This is a genomic window from Aquiflexum sp. TKW24L, assembly GCF_023502205.1.
Lineage (GTDB): Bacteria > Bacteroidota > Bacteroidia > Cytophagales > Cyclobacteriaceae > Cognataquiflexum.
Map to the genome: position 1 here is coordinate 95200 of NZ_JAMFLG010000012.1, position 21611 is coordinate 116810.

19 protein-coding genes are annotated in these 21611 nt (G+C 38.6%); 13 read left to right on the forward strand and 6 right to left on the reverse strand.

The window, feature by feature from the left end; translation table 11 throughout:
• The first annotated feature begins 5 nt into the window (after positions 1–5).
• From M3O96_RS10140 to M3O96_RS10165, 6 genes are all read left to right on the forward strand, one after another.
• Entirely contained in the window at positions 6–380 is a 375-nt protein-coding gene (locus M3O96_RS10140; protein WP_249720382.1) for a hypothetical protein, read from the forward strand.
• The gene (locus M3O96_RS10145) at positions 319–519 is read left to right on the forward strand and encodes a hypothetical protein (protein ID WP_249720376.1); all 201 of its coding nucleotides are present in this window, start codon (positions 319–321) and stop codon (positions 517–519) included. Before M3O96_RS10140 ends, M3O96_RS10145 begins: the two co-directional genes overlap by 62 nt.
• A gap of 187 nt (positions 520–706) precedes the next feature.
• A complete protein-coding gene (locus tag M3O96_RS10150) occupies positions 707–922 on the forward strand; it encodes an acyl carrier protein (RefSeq protein WP_249720328.1) in 216 nt (71 codons plus the stop codon).
• A gap of 113 nt (positions 923–1035) precedes the next feature.
• Complete coding sequence (locus tag M3O96_RS10155; protein ID WP_249720330.1) at positions 1036–2028, forward strand: MBL fold metallo-hydrolase; 993 nt, start codon at positions 1036–1038, stop codon at positions 2026–2028.
• A 108-nt stretch (positions 2029–2136) separates the two neighbouring features.
• Positions 2137–2715, forward strand: a complete 579-nt coding sequence (locus M3O96_RS10160) for a hypothetical protein (protein WP_249720331.1) — start codon at positions 2137–2139, stop codon at positions 2713–2715.
• Between the two features lie 416 nt (positions 2716–3131).
• The gene (locus tag M3O96_RS10165) at positions 3132–4724 is read left to right on the forward strand and encodes a PQQ-dependent sugar dehydrogenase (protein ID WP_249720332.1); all 1593 of its coding nucleotides are present in this window, start codon (positions 3132–3134) and stop codon (positions 4722–4724) included.
• Positions 4725–4729: 5 nt separating this feature from the next.
• On the opposite strand, the gene M3O96_RS10170 is transcribed toward M3O96_RS10165, so the two are convergent.
• Entirely contained in the window at positions 4730–6670 is a 1941-nt protein-coding gene (locus M3O96_RS10170; RefSeq protein WP_249720333.1) for an SLC13 family permease, read from the reverse strand.
• 764 nt (positions 6671–7434) lie between these two features.
• Between M3O96_RS10170 and M3O96_RS10175 the strand changes: the two genes are divergently transcribed.
• The gene (locus M3O96_RS10175; RefSeq protein ID WP_249720335.1) at positions 7435–7851 is read left to right on the forward strand and encodes a response regulator; all 417 of its coding nucleotides are present in this window, start codon (positions 7435–7437) and stop codon (positions 7849–7851) included.
• Positions 7852–7967: 116 nt separating this feature from the next.
• Here the strand turns inward: M3O96_RS10175 and M3O96_RS10180 are convergent, their stop codons facing one another.
• Both M3O96_RS10180 and M3O96_RS10185 read right to left on the reverse strand, forming a co-directional pair.
• The gene (locus M3O96_RS10180; RefSeq protein ID WP_249720337.1) at positions 7968–8408 is read right to left on the reverse strand and encodes a nuclear transport factor 2 family protein; all 441 of its coding nucleotides are present in this window, start codon (positions 8406–8408) and stop codon (positions 7968–7970) included.
• A 237-nt stretch (positions 8409–8645) separates the two neighbouring features.
• Positions 8646–10397, reverse strand: coding sequence for an ABC transporter ATP-binding protein (locus M3O96_RS10185; RefSeq protein WP_249720339.1), 1752 nt, complete (start codon positions 10395–10397; stop codon positions 8646–8648).
• Positions 10398–10520: 123 nt separating this feature from the next.
• On the opposite strand from M3O96_RS10185, the gene M3O96_RS10190 reads away from it, so the two are divergent.
• The 6 genes from M3O96_RS10190 to M3O96_RS10215 all read left to right on the forward strand — a co-directional run bounded on the left by M3O96_RS10190 (position 10521) and on the right by M3O96_RS10215 (position 16178).
• The gene (locus M3O96_RS10190) at positions 10521–10817 is read left to right on the forward strand and encodes a hypothetical protein (protein WP_249720341.1); all 297 of its coding nucleotides are present in this window, start codon (positions 10521–10523) and stop codon (positions 10815–10817) included.
• Positions 10818–10819: 2 nt separating this feature from the next.
• On the forward strand, positions 10820–11200 hold the full coding sequence (locus M3O96_RS10195) for a type II toxin-antitoxin system VapC family toxin (RefSeq protein WP_249720377.1): 381 nt from the start codon (positions 10820–10822) through the stop codon (positions 11198–11200).
• Positions 11201–11214: 14 nt separating this feature from the next.
• Positions 11215–12489: a neutral/alkaline non-lysosomal ceramidase N-terminal domain-containing protein gene (locus tag M3O96_RS10200; RefSeq protein ID WP_249720342.1), complete on the forward strand. Its 1275-nt coding sequence runs from the start codon at positions 11215–11217 to the stop codon at positions 12487–12489.
• A 1-nt stretch (position 12490) separates the two neighbouring features.
• Positions 12491–13027 (forward strand): DinB family protein, encoded by a 537-nt coding sequence (locus M3O96_RS10205; protein WP_249720344.1) that lies wholly within the window; start codon positions 12491–12493, stop codon positions 13025–13027.
• A gap of 180 nt (positions 13028–13207) precedes the next feature.
• Complete coding sequence (locus tag M3O96_RS10210; RefSeq protein WP_249720347.1) at positions 13208–13774, forward strand: sugar O-acetyltransferase; 567 nt, start codon at positions 13208–13210, stop codon at positions 13772–13774.
• A gap of 625 nt (positions 13775–14399) precedes the next feature.
• Entirely contained in the window at positions 14400–16178 is a 1779-nt protein-coding gene (locus M3O96_RS10215; RefSeq protein ID WP_249720349.1) for an acyl-CoA dehydrogenase family protein, read from the forward strand.
• A 51-nt stretch (positions 16179–16229) separates the two neighbouring features.
• Here M3O96_RS10215 and M3O96_RS10220 read toward each other — a convergent pair whose 3' ends face one another.
• From M3O96_RS10220 to M3O96_RS10230, 3 genes are all read right to left on the reverse strand, one after another.
• Positions 16230–17144 carry a hypothetical protein gene (locus M3O96_RS10220; protein ID WP_249720351.1) on the reverse strand — a complete coding sequence of 305 codons (915 nt, stop codon included), beginning with the start codon at positions 17142–17144 and terminating at the stop codon, positions 16230–16232.
• A 76-nt stretch (positions 17145–17220) separates the two neighbouring features.
• Entirely contained in the window at positions 17221–20787 is a 3567-nt protein-coding gene (locus tag M3O96_RS10225; RefSeq protein ID WP_249720353.1) for an Eco57I restriction-modification methylase domain-containing protein, read from the reverse strand.
• Entirely contained in the window at positions 20784–21611 is an 828-nt protein-coding gene (locus M3O96_RS10230; protein ID WP_249720355.1) for a KilA-N domain-containing protein, read from the reverse strand. The genes M3O96_RS10225 and M3O96_RS10230 overlap by 4 nt, the downstream gene beginning before the upstream one ends.

Consider the following 21611-nt stretch of genomic DNA (forward strand, 5'->3'; position numbering starts at 1 on the left):
CAATCTTGAAAAAAAATAGTGTTTATCGAAAATCTTACTGCCTAGCCACCAGCCCAAAAGAAGAGCGGGCTTCTATGTTAAATTTTGATGATTTATTCATCAACAACAACCTACAGTCGTCAATTCCGAACACCCAGATTGAAGATCTGGCACTGGAAAGTTCACCGCTTTATATAGACCACTACAACAAAACCAGAACTGTATCCGTCTCGGCTTTTGTAGAAGAAGGATTCCTTGCAGATCATGTAATCAGCGAGATTAGCACCAAAGTTGAAGGTCTTAAATTGCCAGAAGGAATCTTTTGGAGGATTTCAGACTGTGATCATCGTTACGGTCTTCCTCTATATTGCAGTATTAATTTTATTGTTCAAAACCTTTAAGAGTACAATCATCGTATTATCCAAGATTCCTTTGGGAATGGTCGGCGCATTGGCTGCATTATGGATTACAGGGAATATTAAACAGTGGGCAGTTGACAGTAAAAAGTGGACAGTAAACAGTTGTCAGTGGAAACAGTGAGCAGGAAACAGTGAGCAGGGAGCAAGAACCAGTGAGAAATAAAAAGGAATCAGAATTCGTTAAAAAATTAAAATTGGAGGATTTCAAAATTCAAAACCAACGAAGTTTAGAAACTTTCAACTTAATAAAATATAACTAAACCAATTATTATTTAAATCCTCTACCTATCATGAACAGAATCTCAAACATGAGAAAAGCAATCGGAGTATTCCGTAGCTATGGCATCCCGTTGTCAGGAAAACAAAAATCAGCCAACTTTTACAATGAACTCCACATGGACAAGGTCTTTGTAGATGGGTTGATTTTCGAATTGGAATATGAATTGAACAAAATCCTCAAAGAGGAAAAAATCGCCCAACTTGAAACCCCTTCGGAATTGCTTCAGGAATTGTTGGCTGCATGAACTTTCCTTCAGATTACCTGTTGGGTAATTGAGCAATGAAAAAGAAATCCTATTTTCTGGTATTATTGATTCCTTTAATTTTCATTTTACTCAAAAATGAAAAGAACGAACCCATGAATTTGAAATTCACTTCAAACCCAGGACTCAATACCATAAAACCCAATAAAGATTGGAAGGGAAATCCCTTGGATGAAAATGGGAGGTTTGTCAATCTCTACCACCCTTTTGAATCAAGTTTTGGGGATCTTTTGAAATGGCAGACCAGCAAAAATCCGCAGAAAGCTGAGAAGAAAGCAGAAGCAAGAAGATTGACGGTGGATTTTGATTCCACTGTCTTCCAAGGAAATGAGGATTACCTAATCTGGCTGGGTCATGCCACATACCTGATGAGAATCCAAGGACAAGTATTTCTGACGGACCCCCTGCTGATCGACAACACCTTCCTGAAAAGAGAAAGTCCATTGCCCTTTCCTTTGGAAAAAATGCCCCAATTGGATTTTATTCTTTTATCCCACAATCATCGTGACCATTGTGATGAAAATTCGCTAAAGCACCTAGCCAAAGTCAATCCCTCCTTGAAAATCCTGACCGGCTTAGGTTTGGGAAACGTGATCAATAAATGGACGAATGGCCATATTATCGAAGAGGCTGGTTGGTATCAACAATATTCCTATTTGGATAGCGGATTGACCATCACATACGTTCCGAGTAGGCATTGGTCCAAGCGATGGTTGGCCGATGACAACAAAAGTCTTTGGGGAGGATTCTATATCCAAAATGGCGATCAATCCATCTATTTTATGGGAGACAGTGGAAAAGGGAACCATTTCGAGGACATCAAAAATACCCTCGGTACACCTGATATTTGCCTGATGGGCGTCGGTGCTTACAAACCTGAGTGGTTTATGCATCAAGCCCATATCAGTCCAAAAGATGCCATTGACGCTTTCAACACCTTGGAAGGGAAATTTTTTATCCCCATGCATTATGGGACATTTAACCTTTCTGACGAACCAAGGATGGAACCTTGGGATGTGTTAGTATTTAATAGGGAGAAAATTCAAGGGGAGTTGATTGAGCCCGTAATTGGCAGGAATCTATTTTAGATAACCCTTGATTTTTCATCTAATTCTCTTTTTAGAATAAAAAAAATACCCAGTAATGGTTATTTTTTATCCAACAGTGAAGTCATACTTTTCAGGAAAAGTCAGACTATGAAAAAAATTTATTTTATTGCAATGCTTTTTGCTATTTGTTTCGTCTCCTGTGGTGAAAAAGCAGAAGGTCCTGAAGTTTTACCCGACGATGTGATGTTTGTGAAAGTGAAAATCGATGGAAAGGATTATGAGTATTCTTATAAGCTTCAGGAAAATTACATAGGTGAAAGAGGTCCGGATTTCGGTCAATACGTTCCTGGAAAAGGTAAAAACAATATTGTGTTTTATAATGAAAACCTTTCGTTTGACATACAACATGGTTGTAATGTTGAACCTGGAAAGAACGCCTGTGTTAATTTTAATTTCCTCGGTTTAACCTCCATTGGGAAAAATACAGATCCATTTTTTGGAGGTGTAATTCTAGGTGATGAGCCTAAGTTTATGACTAGAAATTACTCCTATTATGCCAATGGCGATCTATTGCCATTTGAAGTGAGCTTCGAAAACTATGATCCCATCAAGTTTACCATTGAAGGGACGTTTAAAGGAAAGGCAGATCTGATGAATGGAGCAACTGGCGACACCAAAGTCATCGATATTGAGGGATCTTTCCGGAGCGGTGCTGACATCAAATAGTCCGATATGCACTATCGCAGACAAACCATTTGAATCCCGGAGAGCATTCTGGCATCCGGGATTCTTTTTTGAAATAAATATCATTTCGAAGTGAGGATGTCTTTAGAAAATATACTTAATTTTTATGCAAACTCATTACTGATGGAACCTTGCTCTATGATTCTAGGTGTCTCAACGACCTTCATCAAATGCTGAAATCCGGTGATTGGATGGATTAGGGAAGTGCACCTCCACTTTTATCACTCCTGATTATTTTCAAAATGCGATTGCTTGTGGAGTTTTATCAGAAGAAATCACTTTTTTTAATAAAGAAGGAATTGTAGATAACATCATCATTAGGGATCCGGGAGGGTTGGGTTTCTTTATTTTTAATGATTAGAAATGATTTTTATGATTATCCTGTAAATTGGGTCCCAATGAAAATAATTGCATTTGCATTATTGTTGGTGGCAATTGCTGCCTGCAGTACAAAGTCTTCCAAAGAAAACTTTGGAAAGCCGATTGGATATATCCAACTTGAAAATACCGCTTTGGAAATTTCCGAATTGGTCACCGACCTGGAAGTACCTTGGGACATAGAAGCAGGAATTGAAGGCGAACTCTGGTTTACCGAGGTCAATGGCGCCGTTTATCGATTGGATCTGAAAAAGAACCAAAAAACAAAGGTGTTCCAAGTTCCGGATCTGATAGCCAAAAAGTCCTACGGGCTGTTAGGAATGACCGTTCATCCAAGTCTAGGTTATGTCTTTCTGCATTATACTTTTGCCATCGCCAACGACAAAAAGGAGGAAACAATCAAATCACGTTTGGTGAGGTATGAATTTAAAGAGGACACACTCGCCAATCCCTTGATTCTGTTAGACAGCATTGTGGGTGCCACTTACCACAACGGTTCCAGATTGATAATTTCCTCAGATGACAAGCTTTTCTTTTCACTCGGTGACGTCGGCCAAACTGAACGTACCCAAGATGTAAGTTTTTTTGGAGGCAAAATTTTAAGAATGAATTTAGACGGAAGCATCCCAACGGACAATCCAATCCCAAATAACCTGGTTTGGGCAATGGGTCTCCGAAATTCTCAGGGATTGGCTTTTGGTAAAAACGAAAAACTATATGGGTCTGACCATGGTCCTTTGAATGATGACGAGGTCAATTTACTCATACCGAATGGTAACTATGGATGGCCTGATGTGCATGGATTTATAGATACAGACAATGAAAAAGAATATGCTTTGCTCCACCCTATAATTGAACCTATTCAAGCTTGGACACCGACTTTAGCCACAGCAGGTTTGGCGTATTATGGCAAATCTGAAATTCCCGAATGGAAAAACAGTTTGATTATTGCCACCATGAAAGGCCGGTCAATCAGGGTAATCCACCTCTCGGAGGACGGCAATTCCATGGAAAGCGAAAGTATCTTCCTCCAAAAGGAATTTGGAAGATTTAGGGATGTAGCTGTTTCACCGGAAGGAGAAATATTTATCAGCACAAGCAACAGGGATTGGCACCCAAGATTCCAGCCTTGGATGTATGAAGGGTTACCGGAAGGGCCTGACAGGATCCTCAAAATCAGGGTTCTGGCAGAAGGTGAAAATAAAATCCAGGGTTTACCCATCTACCGACAGGAAACAGAACCTATTCCATTAATGGATGAAAATTGGAATCCTGCTGTCAGTCAGGAATTTGAACTTGGGAGTAAGCTGTATGGAACACATTGCCTTGCTTGTCATGGACCGGAGGGTAAGGGTTCTGAGGGGCTTATCCCTCCCTTGGCCAAAACGGATTGGGTGACAGGGGACAAAGGGAAATTGATCAGAATTATGCTTACAGGTCTTTCGGGAGAGATAGAAGTCAATGGTGAAAAATACAACCAAGAGATGCCTCCTTATAATAACCTGACTGATTCTGAACTTGCAGAAATCCTAACTTTCATCAGGAATAACTTTGGAAATAAATCCAATGCAGTGATTCCGGGTGAAATTTTTGAAGAAAGAAAAGGACTTTAAAGTGATCAAAAAGGTAATATCAAAGGAATCAAGAAAACTGCAATGATCATCACAATAATGGTAAAAGGCACGCCAATTTTTACAAAATCCCCAAATTTATAATTTCCTGGAGCCACTACCAGGGTATTTACCGGAGAGGAAACAGGAGTCATAAATGCCGAAGATGCCGCCAATATGACCGACATAGCAAAAGGATAGGGAGAAAGTCCCAAATCATAGGCCATGGCAATGGCTATAGGAGCCATTAATACGGCAGTGGCAGTATTGGAAATAAACAAACCCAATACTGCTGTGATGAAAAACAACGAAGCAATTGCAACCCAAGGAGCACTTTCTCCGACCAGACTGATCAATCCATCCGCAGCCAATTCTACGCCTCCGGTTCTCTGAAGGGCAATAGAAAATGGCATCATTCCCACGATCAGCACCAAACTTTTCCAAGAAATAGAATTGTAGGCGCTGTTCATATCGATTATTCTGAAGTAGCCCATAGCAAGACAGCCCAAAATCACGGCATGTACATTGGGCAAAACCCCCGTAATCATGGTCAATACCACTAGCCCCAAAATTACAATTGCATGCATGGCTTTGTCTGCAGCAGGCAAAACCTCCTCGAATTCTATAGGCATATTTAACAGCACAACATCATCTGATACCTGAGCGATTCTTTTGATATCTTCCCAGAAACCTGCAATTAAAATGGTATCCCCTACATTAAAATTTTTCTCCAAAAACCCATCTAATATGGCTTGGTTGCCTCTCCACAATCCAATAACTGTCAATCCTGATTCAGATCTTAGCCTGGCATCTTTCACCGTTTTACCGATCAAATCCGATTCGGCAGGTATTATTGCTTCGATCATTCCCCATTCTTGAGAAAGAGAAGTCAAGTATCCCTTTCCTCCAGAAAGGTTGATTTTTTCAACTCCATATTTCTCAGCTAACCCTGCAAGGTTAATTTCATGCTCCCTGACGTCCAAAAATAAAATATCGTCGACATGAAAATCCATGATTTTGGAGGGGCGGATGAAGACCTTCTTATCACCATCTTTCCTTTCCACGGCCAATAATTTCAACCCTTCATATTTGAGGTCAAGTTCATTAATTTTATATCCAAGAAGGGCAGAATCAGGTAATATCTTGACCCTATACTCCCTATTGATTAAGTCGTACTTTTCGATCCAAGCCTTAAATGTCGGTTTCCTTTTTTTTCTCACTGATTTGTCTGCATTGTCCGGAAGCCACTTTCTGGCAAACAACATGTATACAACTCCTAAAGCCAAAATAGCCAGCCCAAATGGAGTTATTGTAAAAAATCCAAGACCTTCCTCTCCTTGCCTGATAAGTTCTGAATTTACCACCAAATTAGGGGCCGTAGATATCAGAGTCAGCATCCCGCTGATCAGAGCCGCAAAACTCATCGGCATCATCAAATGACTTGGAGAAATTCCTGTATTACTGCAAATCCGAAATACGACCGGAATAAAAATGGCCACGATAGCAGTAGAACTCATTACCGAACCCAATCCGGCAACAGCCAACATCAATAAAACAAGGAGTTTGGTTTCATTCCCTCCTGCTTTTTTATTGATCCAATCTCCGACATTTCTTGCCACACCTGTCCTTACCAATCCTTCACCTAATACAAATAAAACCGCAATCAAGATGATATTTGGATCACTGAATCCTATGAGAGTCTCTTCTACCGAAATAATCTTTGTAAATGGCAATGCCGCAATCATAATTACTCCCACAGCATCCATCCTCGGCTTGTTTTTGACAAACATGATAATGGCAATGGCTAACAAAGCCAAAACCCATATCAACTTAAAGTTGAAAGCTGTGTCGGCTAAATTATTGAGACTATCCTCTATTTGGCTGGGAACAAGGGTCAGTACCCCAATTAGCATGTGAAAAAGTATTATTGGGGCTGTTGATACTATCATGTTCTAAAAATACTGATTCAAATATTTAGTGTCCTAATGTAAAGCCTCATTTAAAAAATTAAATCAATTTATCTTCTCAAAATATTTAAAACTCAGCCTTATACCTTTTTCTTGAAAAATTTATACTTATTAGCGCAGTTTTCTATTTTCCATTATCAAGAAATTAGAAACTCAAAGGGCATAAATTCATTATTTAAAGTATTATAAACATGAATTCTACAACAAATACAAAATCTGAGAAATGGATTCAAAAAATATGGCCTTATTTAAAATCTATATCAAACCTATTGACTAATAGACACTTAATTTTAAGTATAATTTATTGCAATTAACTTAATATTAATCTTTTTGATAAATCTTAAAATCTCATAACTCAATGATTTTATTGTCAATCAAATAAATAGAGAAAGATCATTTTATAAAGAGAATCTTAACCTTAAGATAATTCTACTTTTCTCTAAAATTCTTGTTTTAACTTGAAAATTTTCAATTTATCTTGGAATAATAAAAAAATCAAAATTGAAAATACATTCAAAATTTTTTAAGATGCGTTTTAATTGCCATAAAAAGCAGAAAAAAATATTGGGAGAGGTTTTAACCTCGTAATTTATTTTATTGTGATTCAGGTACTTATAAAAAAATTGTACTTTTATTATATAATTGTCATGTTAAAATTTCACTTTTTAAAAAGTATTTTATTAGATTTAAAAATCAAATTAGTAAATGCCAAATAGATCACCCGCATTTCAATAGTTCACCCTACTATGAATTACACAAACAAATGGAACAAAATCATTTTGGTCGATGATGATGTTGTCACAAATCATGTTCACAAAAAACTTATTAACCATTTAGGTTTTGAAGGTGAGGTTGTATCCTTGCCCGACGGAGGTCAGGCTATGAACTATATCAGTTCTAGTATAGAAAAACCTCAGCCAAGGAAACGGGGAGAAAAGGAACTTGTACTTCTTGATCTTCACATGCCAAAAACCAATGGATGGAATTTCCTGCAGCAATTCATGAAGTTTGATAAGAGAACCAAAAACAAATTTAGGATTGTTATGATCAGCAGTTCGATCCACCCGGACGACATTGATCCTATCACGAAAATCCCTGAAATTCAGGAATACATCATCAAACCGATTTCAGTAGATCACATGAAAAAACTGATTTACGGATAAAAAACCAAACCAATCTTACCATTTTTTCAATAAATAGCCTCCAAAAATAAGTAATCCTTGATCACTGCCTATATGGTTTTGATCAAGGATTTCTGCTTTAAATGCCACTACTTTTTTTACAATTTATAAGCTTGCCTTGCTAGTAATTTCCATCCCGATTTTTCTTTTTCCCAAACCATCATGTTGCCGATTCTGAGATTTACGGGATCCCCAGCCGGATTTTTGCCTTTGATCACCAATATATGGCTTACTGTAGCGGTCTTTTTTGATAGTCGAATCACTTCTTTTTCCCTCTCAATAGAATGGTAGACGAGAGGTGCTTTGCTCACAACTTCATTGACAAAACCGGCTTTATCCTGGATCAGCCCACTGGAATGACCATACTGAAGGGCATCTGAAAGTTGAGCGTTCAGCATGTCTTTGTCAGCAGCAATCATTGCCACAACCAATCCATCTATTGCTTTTGAAATTTTCTGCTCTTCAGAAGATTGCGCGGATACCTCAATCCTTGAACCAAGGAGAAGTAAGAAGAAATAAAGGAAAATCTGTTTTTTCATAATCTTAAAGTTAAACGATTATCCTGTCGGAATCAACCTTTTAGATTGTCGCATATGGGCATTTTCAGTTGATCGGTTATTGATAAATTTGGATGGATAGTAATTGTATATACACTCAAATTCAAAGTGCTGAAAACCTTCCTCCGAATTAAAAAAATTGACATCTCAGAATTAGAAAAGACATTTGAAAGCTGAAAATACATCCAACTTTCAAATGGCGCCAAAACCACCTAAAACTTAGATTCTTGCCTGATAAGTGTATAGCTGGTAATACCTACCTTGCTTTGCAATCAACTCCTCGTGCTGTCCTTTTTCGACAATTTCACCTTGTTCGATGACCAAAATCTGATCCGCCTGCCGGATGGTACTCAACCTATGGGCTATAACAAAAGTCGTCCTGCCTTGCATCAATTCCTTCAAACTCGCTTGGATCAGCGATTCACTTTCGGTGTCTAGATTGGAAGTGGCTTCATCCAAAATCAATACCCTTGGATCTGCCAATATCGCCCTGGCGATGGCGATTCGCTGTCTCTGTCCACCAGAAAGTTTGACACCCCTCTCTCCTATCAAGGTATCCAATCCGTCCTCGAATCTATCCGTAAACTCATGGACATGTGCGGCTTTGACTGCCTGCTTTAGCTTTTCTTCAGTGGCATCGGGTCTCGGAAAAAGTATATTTTCCCTGATAGTACCCTCAAAAAGAAAATCGTCCTGCAATACCACCCCCAATTGTGACCTGAAACTATCCAAAGTTATTTTTTGCATGTCTGCTCCATCTACTGTAATCAACCCTGATTCTGGATTGAGAAAAGAAGCAGCCAATCCTGCAATGGTCGTTTTTCCTGAACCTGAAGTTCCAACAAGTGCCGTCACAGATCCTGCAGGTGCATCAAATGATATTCCTTTCAACACTTCCTTCCCCTCTTCATAAGCAAAAGTGACATTTTGAAATTTGATATCACCTTTGATGTGTGGAATGGATATCATCCTGTATCCACCTGCACTTTCCAAAGGCCTGTTCATGATTTCCTCGGTCCGGTCCAATCCTGCAAAGGCCTCTGTAAACTGACTACCGATATTGCTCATCTGCACAATCGGTGCAATCATAAATCCCAAATACAAGGTGAACGCCAAGAAATCACCAAAGGTCATCTGACCATCCATAATCATGTAGCCGCCCATTCCCATGATCCCTGCCGAAGCAATTCCCAATAAAAAGGTAGCCGCTGAGGTGACAAAACTAGTGGCAGTCAAGCTCGCCTTCACATTCAAAAACAAGCGCTCCACTCCTGCTTCAAAGCTTTTGATTTCCTGTGCTTCTGCATTGAATCCCTTGATCACCCTGATTCCACCCAAGGTTTCTGTCAATCTTCCTGTGACTTCAGCATTAATCTTTCCCCTTTCTCTGAAAATCGGCCTGATTTTACTAAAGGCTTTCAGTGAAATAAACCCGAAAATAATTACCGGCACCAATACATAAAGCGTCATCATAGGGCTGATGTAGATCAGTAATCCAAGAGAAATCGCCGCTGTCAAAACCCCACCGATCATCTGCGCAAATCCTGTCCCGACGAGGTTGCGGACACCTTCAACGTCTGTCATGATCCTCGATACCAACTCACCGGTTTTAGTATTATCAAAAAAGCGGATGGGCAGTTGGATGATGTGCCTTTGGACTTTGGATCTCAATTGTGAAATCAAATGCTGCGCCTCCACGCTTAGAATTTGGGTGAGGGCATAAGAGGTAACTGCCTGCACTGTGATGGCTGCAACTACTATAATCACCAGCCATTTCAGCATGTCTAGGTCATTGGAAGGAATGACATCATCAATCAGGTATTTGCTCGCGCCGGGCAAAATCAAACCCGAAAGTCTACTGATTATAATAAGAAAAAGCCCTAAAAAAAGTTGGTTTTTGCGGGGCCAAATGATGGTTTTGAATACATGGGCCATGGTGACCCTGTTCTCTTTTGGTTTGGTTTTCGTCATGATTATGGGTTAAAAATCAGGTTACAACAACAGTGAAGGGGCGATAAGTTCTTTGTGGAGAAAGTAGGGCCAATACAAATAATAAGTTTTTAGAAAAAAGAAATTTTTCATTAAATTTAATTTATGGAGGATAATAAAAATAGCGAGAAAAGTGAAAATATGGTAAATGAACCTGTGGTAGAATATTCAAAATCCAACACTAGAAAGGAGATCCTAGAAATTTTAGATAAAGCCAATGGTTTATCTGAAAATCAAATCAACATTTTGATTAATGAATTGAAAAATATTATTCAAAATAAAGAAAAGCCTCCTCATACGGAATTTCAGGAATTTTTGCTTTCAGGTCCGATTATGACCGACGCTCAATATGCTGAATTTTTAGAGACAAAAAAACATACCAACAAATGGAGGATAAAATGATCATGTTAGACACAGGGATTTTAATTGATTACTTTAGAAAAAAAGAAAAATCAAAATCTGTGTTTTTCAATTTAACAAAATCATATAGCTCTTTTGCAGTTTCAATTCTAACTAAATATGAGATTTTCGTCGGGAGTAATGAAACTCAAATCATATTTTGGAACTCATTTTTTGAAAAGATTATGGTAATTCCTTTTGATGAAAATTGTCTTCAAGAATCTGTCAAAATTTACAAGGATTTGAAATCAAAAAATAAGTTGATTGACATTGAGGATATTTTTATAAGTGGATCAGCGATAGCTTCGAAACTTAAAATTGCTACCCTCAACAAAAAACATTTTGAAAGGGTAAAGAGTATCGAATTGATCAGCATCCTTCCCTAATAAATTTTCATTCAATGACAAAGCAAAATTTTCTTTTCTGTTGGATGGGATTCTTACTTCTTGTTGTCTCTTGCCAAAACAGCAAAATTCCCCAACTCCAAGTCGGTGTGTCCAAGGCAATCATCAATCCTCCAATTGGCTCTTACATTGCGGGAGACGCACAAAATAGGACCTTTACAGGTGTTTTGGATAGCCTTTATTCCAAAGCAGTAGTTTTTTATGACGGCGAAAAATCCATGGCAATAGTCACCTTGGATTGCATTGGTCTGTTGTATCAGGATTTACAAAAAATAAGGGAAAGAACCTCCCAATTGGAATTCGATATCCCTTTCTCCCCTGAAAATATTGTCATCAGTTCCACACATACCCATTCCGGCCCTGATGTCGTCGGACTTTGGGGGAAAGATTTCTCCGAAAGTGGCGTGAACAAGGAATACATGGACTTTTTGGTTCAGACTGTTGCTGAACAGATTCATAAAGCTTCTAAAAACCTACAGGGAAGTACAATAAGGTACGGTCAAAGTGAGTTTGGAGAAGAATGGGTTGCCAATATCTGTCAGGAAGAAATCGACAGGTCTATGACGGTCTTACAGTTCTTGGACAAAAACAAAAAAAACATAGTCACTTTGACCAATTTTGCCTGTCATCCTACATATATGGATGCTGTTTTTTCAGAGGTTTCGGCTGATTACCTGTCAGGGTTTTACAAAGAAATGGAAAAAGAATGGGGCGGGGAACATCTTTTTCTCCAAGGTGCAATCGGAGGATGGATACAGCCTACCGACAAAGATGGTGGTTATCAAAAAGCCTTGCAAAGAGGGCAAAAATTGGCATTATCAGCGACTGCTTCCCTATTAAAACCAAAAAATTTACCCAAATCCAAACTCAATTTCCAAAGAAAAACCGTGTTTTTTCCTGTTATGAATGAAGCTTGGCAGCAACTTTCTGCAGCAGGAATCATCGTCGATAGAAAAGTAACTGATGTGATCGAATCCGAGGTTGTTTGGTTTTCCATTGGGGAAGCTACATTTGCAAGCCACCCCGGAGAAACCGCTCCGATCTATGGGATGAAAACCAAAGAACTCATGCCCGAGGGCCCAAGATTTATCCTAGGATTAAGTCAGGATGCTTTGGGATATATCATCAAACCCTCCTATTTTGAGAATCAAAATCTTCCGCATGCGCCCTATTTGACTAGAATGTCTTTGGGAAAGGAAACAGGAAATGTATTGATGGAAGAACTAACCAAGCTTTCTCAGCAAAACAAAAATACCGAATTACCCAATTGATATGACAACTCAGATTGAAAAATGGATTGATTCAATAGATAACATAACCAGTGAGGCAATTGAAGTCTTCATTACACTTTCGGTAGAGAAAATACACCTCAAACCCAATCCAGAAACCTGGAGCATAGCCGAGAACTTTGAGCACCTTATTACCATTAATCGAACCTATTTTCCAATTTTTGAAAAATTGAAACATGGGAGTTTCCAAGGGGCTTTCATTTCAAAATTCCCCTATTTTTCTAATCTCTTCGGTAACATGATTTTAAAATCAGTATCCGACGGGGGAAAGAAAAAAGCCAAAACCTTCCCGCTTTGGGAACCAAAATTGACCACTGAAGATGCCACCGTGTTGGAAAGGTTTCAAAACCACCAAGAAGAACTCAAAAATTGGATCAAAGAAATGCAACCATTTCTTGAAAAAAAGACCATCATTCATTCTCCTGCTAACAAGTTGATCGTCTATTCCCTCGAAAAGGCAATTGATATCATCGTGGCACACGAACAGCGACATATTGATCAGGCAAAAAATTTATTATAGAGATGGATATATAGTTGATATATGCTTTGCGAAATACGCTTTCAGCGATATAATTTATTGGGTTCAATCGCTCAATTCCAAATCCTACTCGAATCCAATATCCATTAATATCCAATATCTATAAATATCCTTTTCTTCCTTATTTCAACTTTATTTCTATAATAGTTCATCTCAAATCTCATGTCTATCCAAAAAACCGAAAAAGAAAAAATGGTCTCCGGTGAGCTATATTTTGCTTCCGATCCAGAATTGGTAGCGGAAAGGCTGCACGCAAGGCAGTTGACCAAGCAACTCAATGATTCGAATCCTGATGAAACGGAATTGCGGGAAAGCATTCTAGCCAAATTGATTGGCAAGAAAGGCAAGAACTTTTGGATTGAGCCTCCCTTCTTTTGCGACTATGGCCGTAATATCACTGCTGGAGATGACGTGTTTTTCAATTTCAACTGTGTGGTGCTTGATGTGACTCCGGTTTCTCTTGGAAGCCGTGTGATGATAGCTCCAAATGTCCAATTCTACGCTGCTACACATCCAATAGATTTCAAAGAAAGGGGAACTTTGGCAGAATTTGGAAAATCCATCACGGTCGGAGATGATGTTTGGATCGGAGGTTCTAGTATAATTTGCCCGGGAGTAAGCATCGGATCGAGGTCTATTATCGGCGCCGGATCGGTCGTGACTAAAGACATCCCCGATGATGTCATCGCCGCAGGAAATCCATGTAAAGTGATTAGGAGTTTGGTTTAGAAGGTTGTCCGCTGAAGCTGTTGTCCGCAAGCTGTTATCAAGTTGTCCTCTAAAGCTGTTGTCAGGTTTTCGAAAAAGAGTTGTAATTGTTGTAACCTTCGTGTTGTAATTGTTTGGAAAAAAAAAGGTTGTCGAGTTATCCGCTGAAGCTGTTGTCAGGTTGGTAAAAATGTTGTCTAGTTGTCCGCTGAAGCTGTTGTCAGGTTGGTAAAAAATGTTGTCGAGTTATCCGCTAAAGCTGTTGTCGAGATATAAAGGGATCAACAAGACCTTGACAACTCGAAAACCCGACAACAATGATAACTTGACAACCATTACAACCACTATAGCAATTAAAACCACTGCAACCAAAGCCAACAGACCCTTCGTGCCTAACAATGACGTGAATCTCTTGGTCGTCACACTTAACGTTGTGAAGTGTCTCCTTATTTTGAGATCTTTCATCCTCGTACCTCGGATTCAAGATGACGCAACGCCAACCGTCATTCCTTTTCTGAACATTTTTAAATGTTAAGGACTCAGGGTGACGCAACTTGAAAACAATGACAACCCGAAAACAATTATAACCATTACAACCACTACAACAATTATAACCAACACAACAATTACAACCATTAAAAAGACCATGCCCTTCTACTCCAAACGTGACCTTCAATTCCAGCTTTTCGAAAACCATAAGGTACTTGACCTGACCCGATTCAAGTTTTTCGAAGACCACAGTCAGGAAACATTCCAAATGGTCTTGGAGGCAGCCGATCAGATTGCGGTGAGTTCTCTCTTTCCTTTGTTGACAGACATGGACAGGAATGAACCTCAGCTTATCGAAGGGAAAATCAAAGTGCATGAAGGCATGAAAAAGGTTGTCAGGCAATTTGGGGAGGACGGTTGGATCAATGCCACCTTTAGCTATGAGGAAGGAGGACAACAACTACCAAATACAATCCATCTTGCTGCAGGGTTTATTTTTCAGGCAGCAAATTATTCAAGTTCTGTTTTTCCCTTTTTGACTACCGGAGCGGCCAACCTCATCCGGACTTTTGGTAGTCAGGAACTGATCGAAACATTCACCCCAAACATGTACAAAGGAAAATGGCAGGGAACAATGGCGCTGACCGAACCTGATGCCGGTTCCTCCCTAACTGACATAAGTACCCTTGCCATTCCCACGGAAAGGGAAGGAGTTTTTAAAATCCAAGGCCAAAAAATATACATTTCCTGTGGAGACCATGATGCCTGCGAAAACGTCATCCACCTCATGCTCGCCCGTATCAAAGGCGCTCCCGCCGGGGTGAAGGGAATTTCTTTGTTTGTTGTTCCCCAAAAGCGAGTTCCGAACAATGAACCCAATGATGTGCTTACCGAGGGGATTTACCACAAAATGGGCTACAAAGGGGCGCCGATTGCCCATCTGATGATCGGATCAAATGACGGTACGGAGGGCTTCCTTGTCGGCGAGGCCAATAAGGGATTGTCTTACATGTTTCAGATGATGAATGAAGCACGGGTCGGAGTAGGAATGAATGCTGCTGCTATTGGAACAGCTGCTTTCCATGCTTCCTTGGCCTATGCCAAAGAGAGACCTCAGGGTCGTAAAATCACTGAGAAAGACCCATCAAAACCACAAATCCCAATCATCCGACATGCAGATGTGAAACGCATGCTCCTGTTCCAAAAATCAGTTACGGAAGGTGCACTTTCCCTTTTATTGTTCTGTGCCAAATTGGGGGATCTGGTCCATGTGGCTGATGGGAAAGAAAAAGAAGAAGCTTCCCTTTTGCTTGACCTTTTGACCCCTATTGCCAAATCCTATCCTTCAGAAATGTGCTGTCTGACGACATCTGCTGCAGTGCAGGTTTTGGGAGGTGCTGGTTATACGACTGACTTTCCGGTAGAGCAATATTACCGCGAGGCACGCATCCATCCCATTCACGAAGGGACGACGGGGATTCATGGATTGGATCTCTTGGGAAGGAAAGTTTTGATGCAGGAGGGAAAAGCCCTTCAACTGTACGCTACGGAAATTATGAAGACCATAAGCTCCGCAAAAAAACTCAACAGCCTAATTCCATTTGCCGAAAAACTAGAGAAATATCTTCAAAGAGCGCAACAGACAAGCTTCCATTTATTTGGAAAAGCTTCTCAAAATCCGGAAGAATTTCTCGCTGATGCCTCTCTCTACTTGGAATACATCGGCATCCTGACTATTTCTTGGCAGTGGTTGAGGCAGGGAATCACCGTACAGCAAGCTTTGGATGGAGGAAGTTCTGAAACAGATTTCTATAATGGAAAAATGATGGCCATTCGCTATTTCTTCGAATATGAACTAGTCAAAATGGATGGTCTTGGCAAAAGACTGGTTTCAGATGATATGCTGACCGTGGAGATGAAAGGGGAATGGTTTTGAGCCCAAAAATTTTCTAATAAATATGAAGATTGAAGAAATGACTTTACAAAGTCATTTTAACTGATCCTTTGCTCTTTTTAAGATATTTACAAATTCATCATAATCCAAATTCCCGTTTCTGCGCGTAACATTGAAGGCATGTTTGACATGTTCTTTTTTGAAGCTTTTTAGCCATGACTCATGAACTAAATAAGGCCCTGACTGAAAGTCCAACAATTGTCGGTAAGCTTCTTCAATTCCAGGATAGATGTTTTTTTGCTCATCTACATACAAAGCTGTATAATATTGCGCCAATCCTTCCTTGATCCCAATGTCTACATCAGCCATCTTAGACCAATATACCCCATCAGTATCAAAACCTACGTGATGATAAGCATGTGCCAATTCATGGGCTAATATTACTACAATCAAATATTCCAGATCAATTTGGTTAATTTGGGAAAAGATTATCAAGGGTATGTAATAGAGTTCAATTCTACTGTCTTTGTAATAGTAGGCACCAAAAATATCCTTGGACCTTCCAGGTTCAAAAAACAATACTTTTTGAAGCTTTTTTAAGTTGTATTTCTCTAAGTATTTGTAGCAATGGCCTTTTAACACAAAATGGAATTTTCCAACAGGATCATTTATAAAATAATCAGAACTCTCATTCAGCGCTGAATAAAGTGCTCTGGTTTTCGTGTATTCCAAAAAGTCCAGATCTGGAAAATGCTCATCAATTAACCTTATAAAATCATTGTCGCAATCAGGTAAAAAACGGATAGTAATGTTGGTAGCTCGCCCCTGTCCTAGACCCCTTGAAAGTTTCAAACCTGTAGCATCTCTGTGGAATTCCCGGATACTATGGTTCCATTTAGTTTTTGCCAACTCAAAAATCTCAAGGTATTCTTTTTCAAACTCCCGGATAATAGCAATGACACTTTTGTTTTTGGGTACATATCGGGGTTGTTCAAAAAGATCTGACATGGTCTTAGAATATATTAGGTTTTCATTAGATTAACTTCCAGTTTAATTTTCAGACAAAAAGATTTTTCCTTCTTTTTTATCCATTAGCGGCATTGATCCTGGCTATCGTTTCACTTCTACTGTTCGCTATCAAAATTCGCTTGCGGATGGGGTTATCTTTTTGTTGCAACTCGTAATACACTTTTTGGATTACCGCTTTAGGGTCTTCAGATTTGATGATGTCCGGAAATGTGAATGAAGTCACAAACTTCATTACATCAATTTCTTTAGATTTCATCTCTTCTTCAAAGTAGAGCTCGTACACCATCATGTTGACCACGTTTTCAAAAACTTCGTTAACAGTTTCATTGTTGACTTTTTCCATTAACCCTTCATGCTTAGGGTCATTTACGTAAATCAGATATTCTGCTATGATTTCAAATGGTTTTTGATTTTCAAAAGCTAATTTGGCTATGGGCAAACTTTTTGCATCGTTCGGATAAAAATGAAGTGACTCAGAAAGAAAACATTTAAAGTACCAGTTAATAATACTAGAATTTAACACAATTAAAAGAAACTTATAAGAAAAAGTACTGGCTACCTTAATCTTTTCAATAGTTAAGTTTTTTCTTACTGTTGGATGTAATACCCCTACCAATAGATCCCATTTTAAACAATTTATAATTGTATGGCTATTGAACATCCCTTTTTTATCAAATGCAAATCTAAGTTTGTGGGAAACAACATTAATAAACATTAATTTTTCATTTTCAAACAACTCTGGGAACATGGAATTGTAGTGGACATCTTTTCTATAATCAAGCCATCCCGCTTGATCATAATAATACCTTTCAATGTTTTTCCCCTCTAAAAAAGGTTTATAACCTTCAGAATACTCATTATGGATATAATGGCTTTTAGGAATATTTTCCGTTTTATGATTCAATCTTGCCCCATAAGCAACAAGACAAATATCATCGAGCCGAAAAGCGTTTTCCCACATAATAGGCTTTATTTTCAAGTCCTCTGAAATTTGATTTGTTTCTAAGCGATATTCTTTAAGTTCTAAAAAAGAATACTGGTTTATTGAGCTAGACTCAAATTTACCTTCCACAAAATTTTGTTTTGATAGCACTTTTTTAATTAATGTGTTTTCATTGGCATTTTTCTTAATGACATTTAAGATAATATTCTTAACAATGGCTGTTTCAAAAACATTGTATTCAGATGTATCCACAATTTCCTTTATGAAAAAATTCTCAATTAACATTTTTCGAGAATCTGCCCCATAATTTTGGTTTATATAAGGGTATGGTATGATGAAACTTAAAACACCCTTTTTTCTTAACAAACCTAATGTGCTTTCAATAAAAGCTATGTAAATGTCGGTTCTACCTTTACAGGTCTTGTAAAATTCAAAGAGATGAAGCTTTGTACTGGAATCTAAATTTTCTACATTAATATATGGTGGATTACCAATCATCACATCAAAACCACCACGATCAAAAACATCTTTGAAATATAGGTGCCAAAGGAAATATGGGCGTTCTTCTGTTTCTTGAATGTTTTCTAATTCATTCAATGCCTTTTCCAGACTTTTAATCTCAATACTTAGTTTATCTATTTCGACCTGATGTTTTTGAATTTGTTTTTCCTTTTGGTTTCTTTTGGCAATGGTATCTTTGATATCAAATCGGATGCTTCCAAAAATTGCTTCTTTTTCTCCTAAAATTATTTCAAACTTTGCTTTCCTCAGGTCAATATTAAAATGAAGATGATCGTGGACAATCCTATTTATTTTCTTTTTTACCTCAGCCTTACTTTCCTTTTTTTCTAATGTGAAATAATTTTTGATGTAGCTGCTAAGATTATCAAGCTCATTTTCGATTACATCAAAACGTACTTGTAGACCTTTATTGTCCCCAAACAACCCCATTTGAGGGTTTGAATCCACTGTGTAAACCACATTTTTGGTATTCATTAAATTATTCAACGGAATACCTTCAAAACTTTCTAAAAGACTATTCCCCTGCATGATCTTGTAATCCAAGTTAGGAAGTGGATGGGGATTCAATTCTTCTACAACTAATGAAAGCCAAAAACGGAGTTGGGCAATATCTACTGCTCCTTTTTCCAAGTCCACGCCATAGATGGAGTTTTGGATGATGTTCTTTTTGACTTCAGCCGGTTTGAATTCCTGATTGGTTTTCAGGAAAGGATAGATAAATCGCTTTGCTTCAAAAATCTCCTGCAACATACCGATAGGAAAAGCCCCCGAACCGATAGCCGGGTCACATACTTTAATATCGTCTAGCTTTTGGTTTACGATTACAGCAATTTCCTTATTTGCCAATACTTCATTTACAGCATGAAAGCGGACAAATTTCTCAATGGCTTCTTTCCAATCCTCATTTGTAATTCGAAACTCATTTGAATCATAATTCAGTAGGTATTGAATCAAACTTTCCTTGCACATGTACTGCACAATTTCCTTTGGTGTATAGAAAGCTCCTTTATCACGGTTGTCCTCCAGCAGGTTTTCAAATATATGGCCGAGCATTTCAGGGTCTATGCCCACTTCGTGGTCATCGGGACTGTTTTCGTCTATGGTGAAATTGTATTGGTCAAAAAACTCCAACAATTCTTTGAAAAAGTCAACAGGAAAATCGATTTCCAATGTCACCTTGTTTTTTTCAGGTTCAAACAACCCACCGTTCAGATAGGGTACCCGAGAACCGTTCAGTTTGCCCTTCAAGCCTTCAATTTGAAAAATATCGTTGGGTCGTTTGGTATTGAGAGTCTGGAAAAACAAATGGGTCAGGCATGTACTGTGGAATTTTTCAGGCTTGGAATAGTCTTCCAATAATTGCTGCATAAAACGCGGTTCACCATCAGTCCAATCGGTGGTATGGGCATTACAGCCCATCCAACCTTTTTTCTGTAAAAAATGGAGGAATACGATTCTCCCTAAGAGCTTTTTGACAAAGTCACGGATGGGTTTTTCCTTTTTTATTTTATCGTCCTTTTCAGCATCGATTAAGGCCAGGCGGTACTGATTGCCTTCATCAGCAAGGTGTTTCCAAAATTTTTCATAATGGATTTTGTAGGATTTGAAAAAGTCTTTGTTCAGCGCTTCCACCGAGAATACCTCTTTGAGTTGCCTGATATCGACAAGATTCTTTTCGGCTAAGAGAAGCATTCTTTTGGATGCAGTGGTACAGGCTTCATTGGCACCCAAGAGGTAGGTGTATCTTTTGGGTTTGGTTTCACCCTTAATGAGTTCACCGGTTTCCATATCAAGGCTTGCTTCCTTGGCGATAAATGAAAAGCGATAATCAGCTTGGTTTTTACTGTAAAAAAATGCCAATGCACCATGAATGATATTTTGGTCGATATGCTTGGCGGCAATTTCCCGGAGACCCTGTCTGTTGCGGACAATACTGACGGAATCGGCCACTTCCACGGTAAAAATTGCCAATTGCTTTCCGTCATCCAGTTTTACAGTACCGATTTGTTTGCCGTCGATGACCTTACCATTTTCTGTAAAGAGATTTTTGGCATGACTGAAATAGTCAATCTTCTTGAATAGCAGCGGCAAAATCTCCTTCCAGATAGCGAAGTCAAATTTTTGCTGAATTTTATATTTTAGGTCTTTTTCTTTCATTTTAATTTCTTTATTGATTCTTGATGACCTAAAAGCGATTTCATCTGGGTGATGGCCATTTTGTTAAGTTGTAAAAGTCTGTCAATTTGGGTTATGCCCTGATGGATTAGCAGTGCATTGGTACTTTCCATATTGGATAAAACCACCAGTTGTTCTATTGTTGCAAAATCCCTGATATTTCCTTTTTCATCAGGATTTTCATCCCGCCATTGCTTAGCGGTTTTCCCAAAAAGAGCCATATTCAACACATCCGCTTCAGTGGCATAGATGAATGATACCTGTTGTTTACTGATTTCAGTAGGAATCAGATTTTCTTTGATAGCATCTGTATGGATGTGGTAATTGACTTTGGCAAGAGTCCGTTGAAAGTCCCATTCAAGTTTTTGACGGTCGCTTTCACTTTCTTTTAATCTTTGGAATTCTTTTATGACATACAGTTTGAATTCAATAGAAATCCAAGAGGCAAATTCAAAAGCAATGTCCTTATGAGCAAAGGTTCCCCCATATCGGCCGGATTTGGAAATTAGACCGATTGCATTGGTTGTTTCAATCCATCTCTTTGGTGTGAGCACAAAGCTGTTTAACCCGGCTTGTTTTCTAAACCCCTCGAATTCGAGGGGTTTAAAATTCGGGTTGTATATTTGCTCCCAAAAACCGAGCAATTCAATTGTATTTCTGTTTCTTAACCAATTTTGAATAATGCTATCGGTATGAGTAGCGTCTTTAAATTTGGCAATGTCCGTCAGGGAAACAAAATCATCTGATTCTGCGCTAAAAATGGTAATTTCAGTTCCTTGTACGTTTATTTTCTTGTTTTGCGCCAT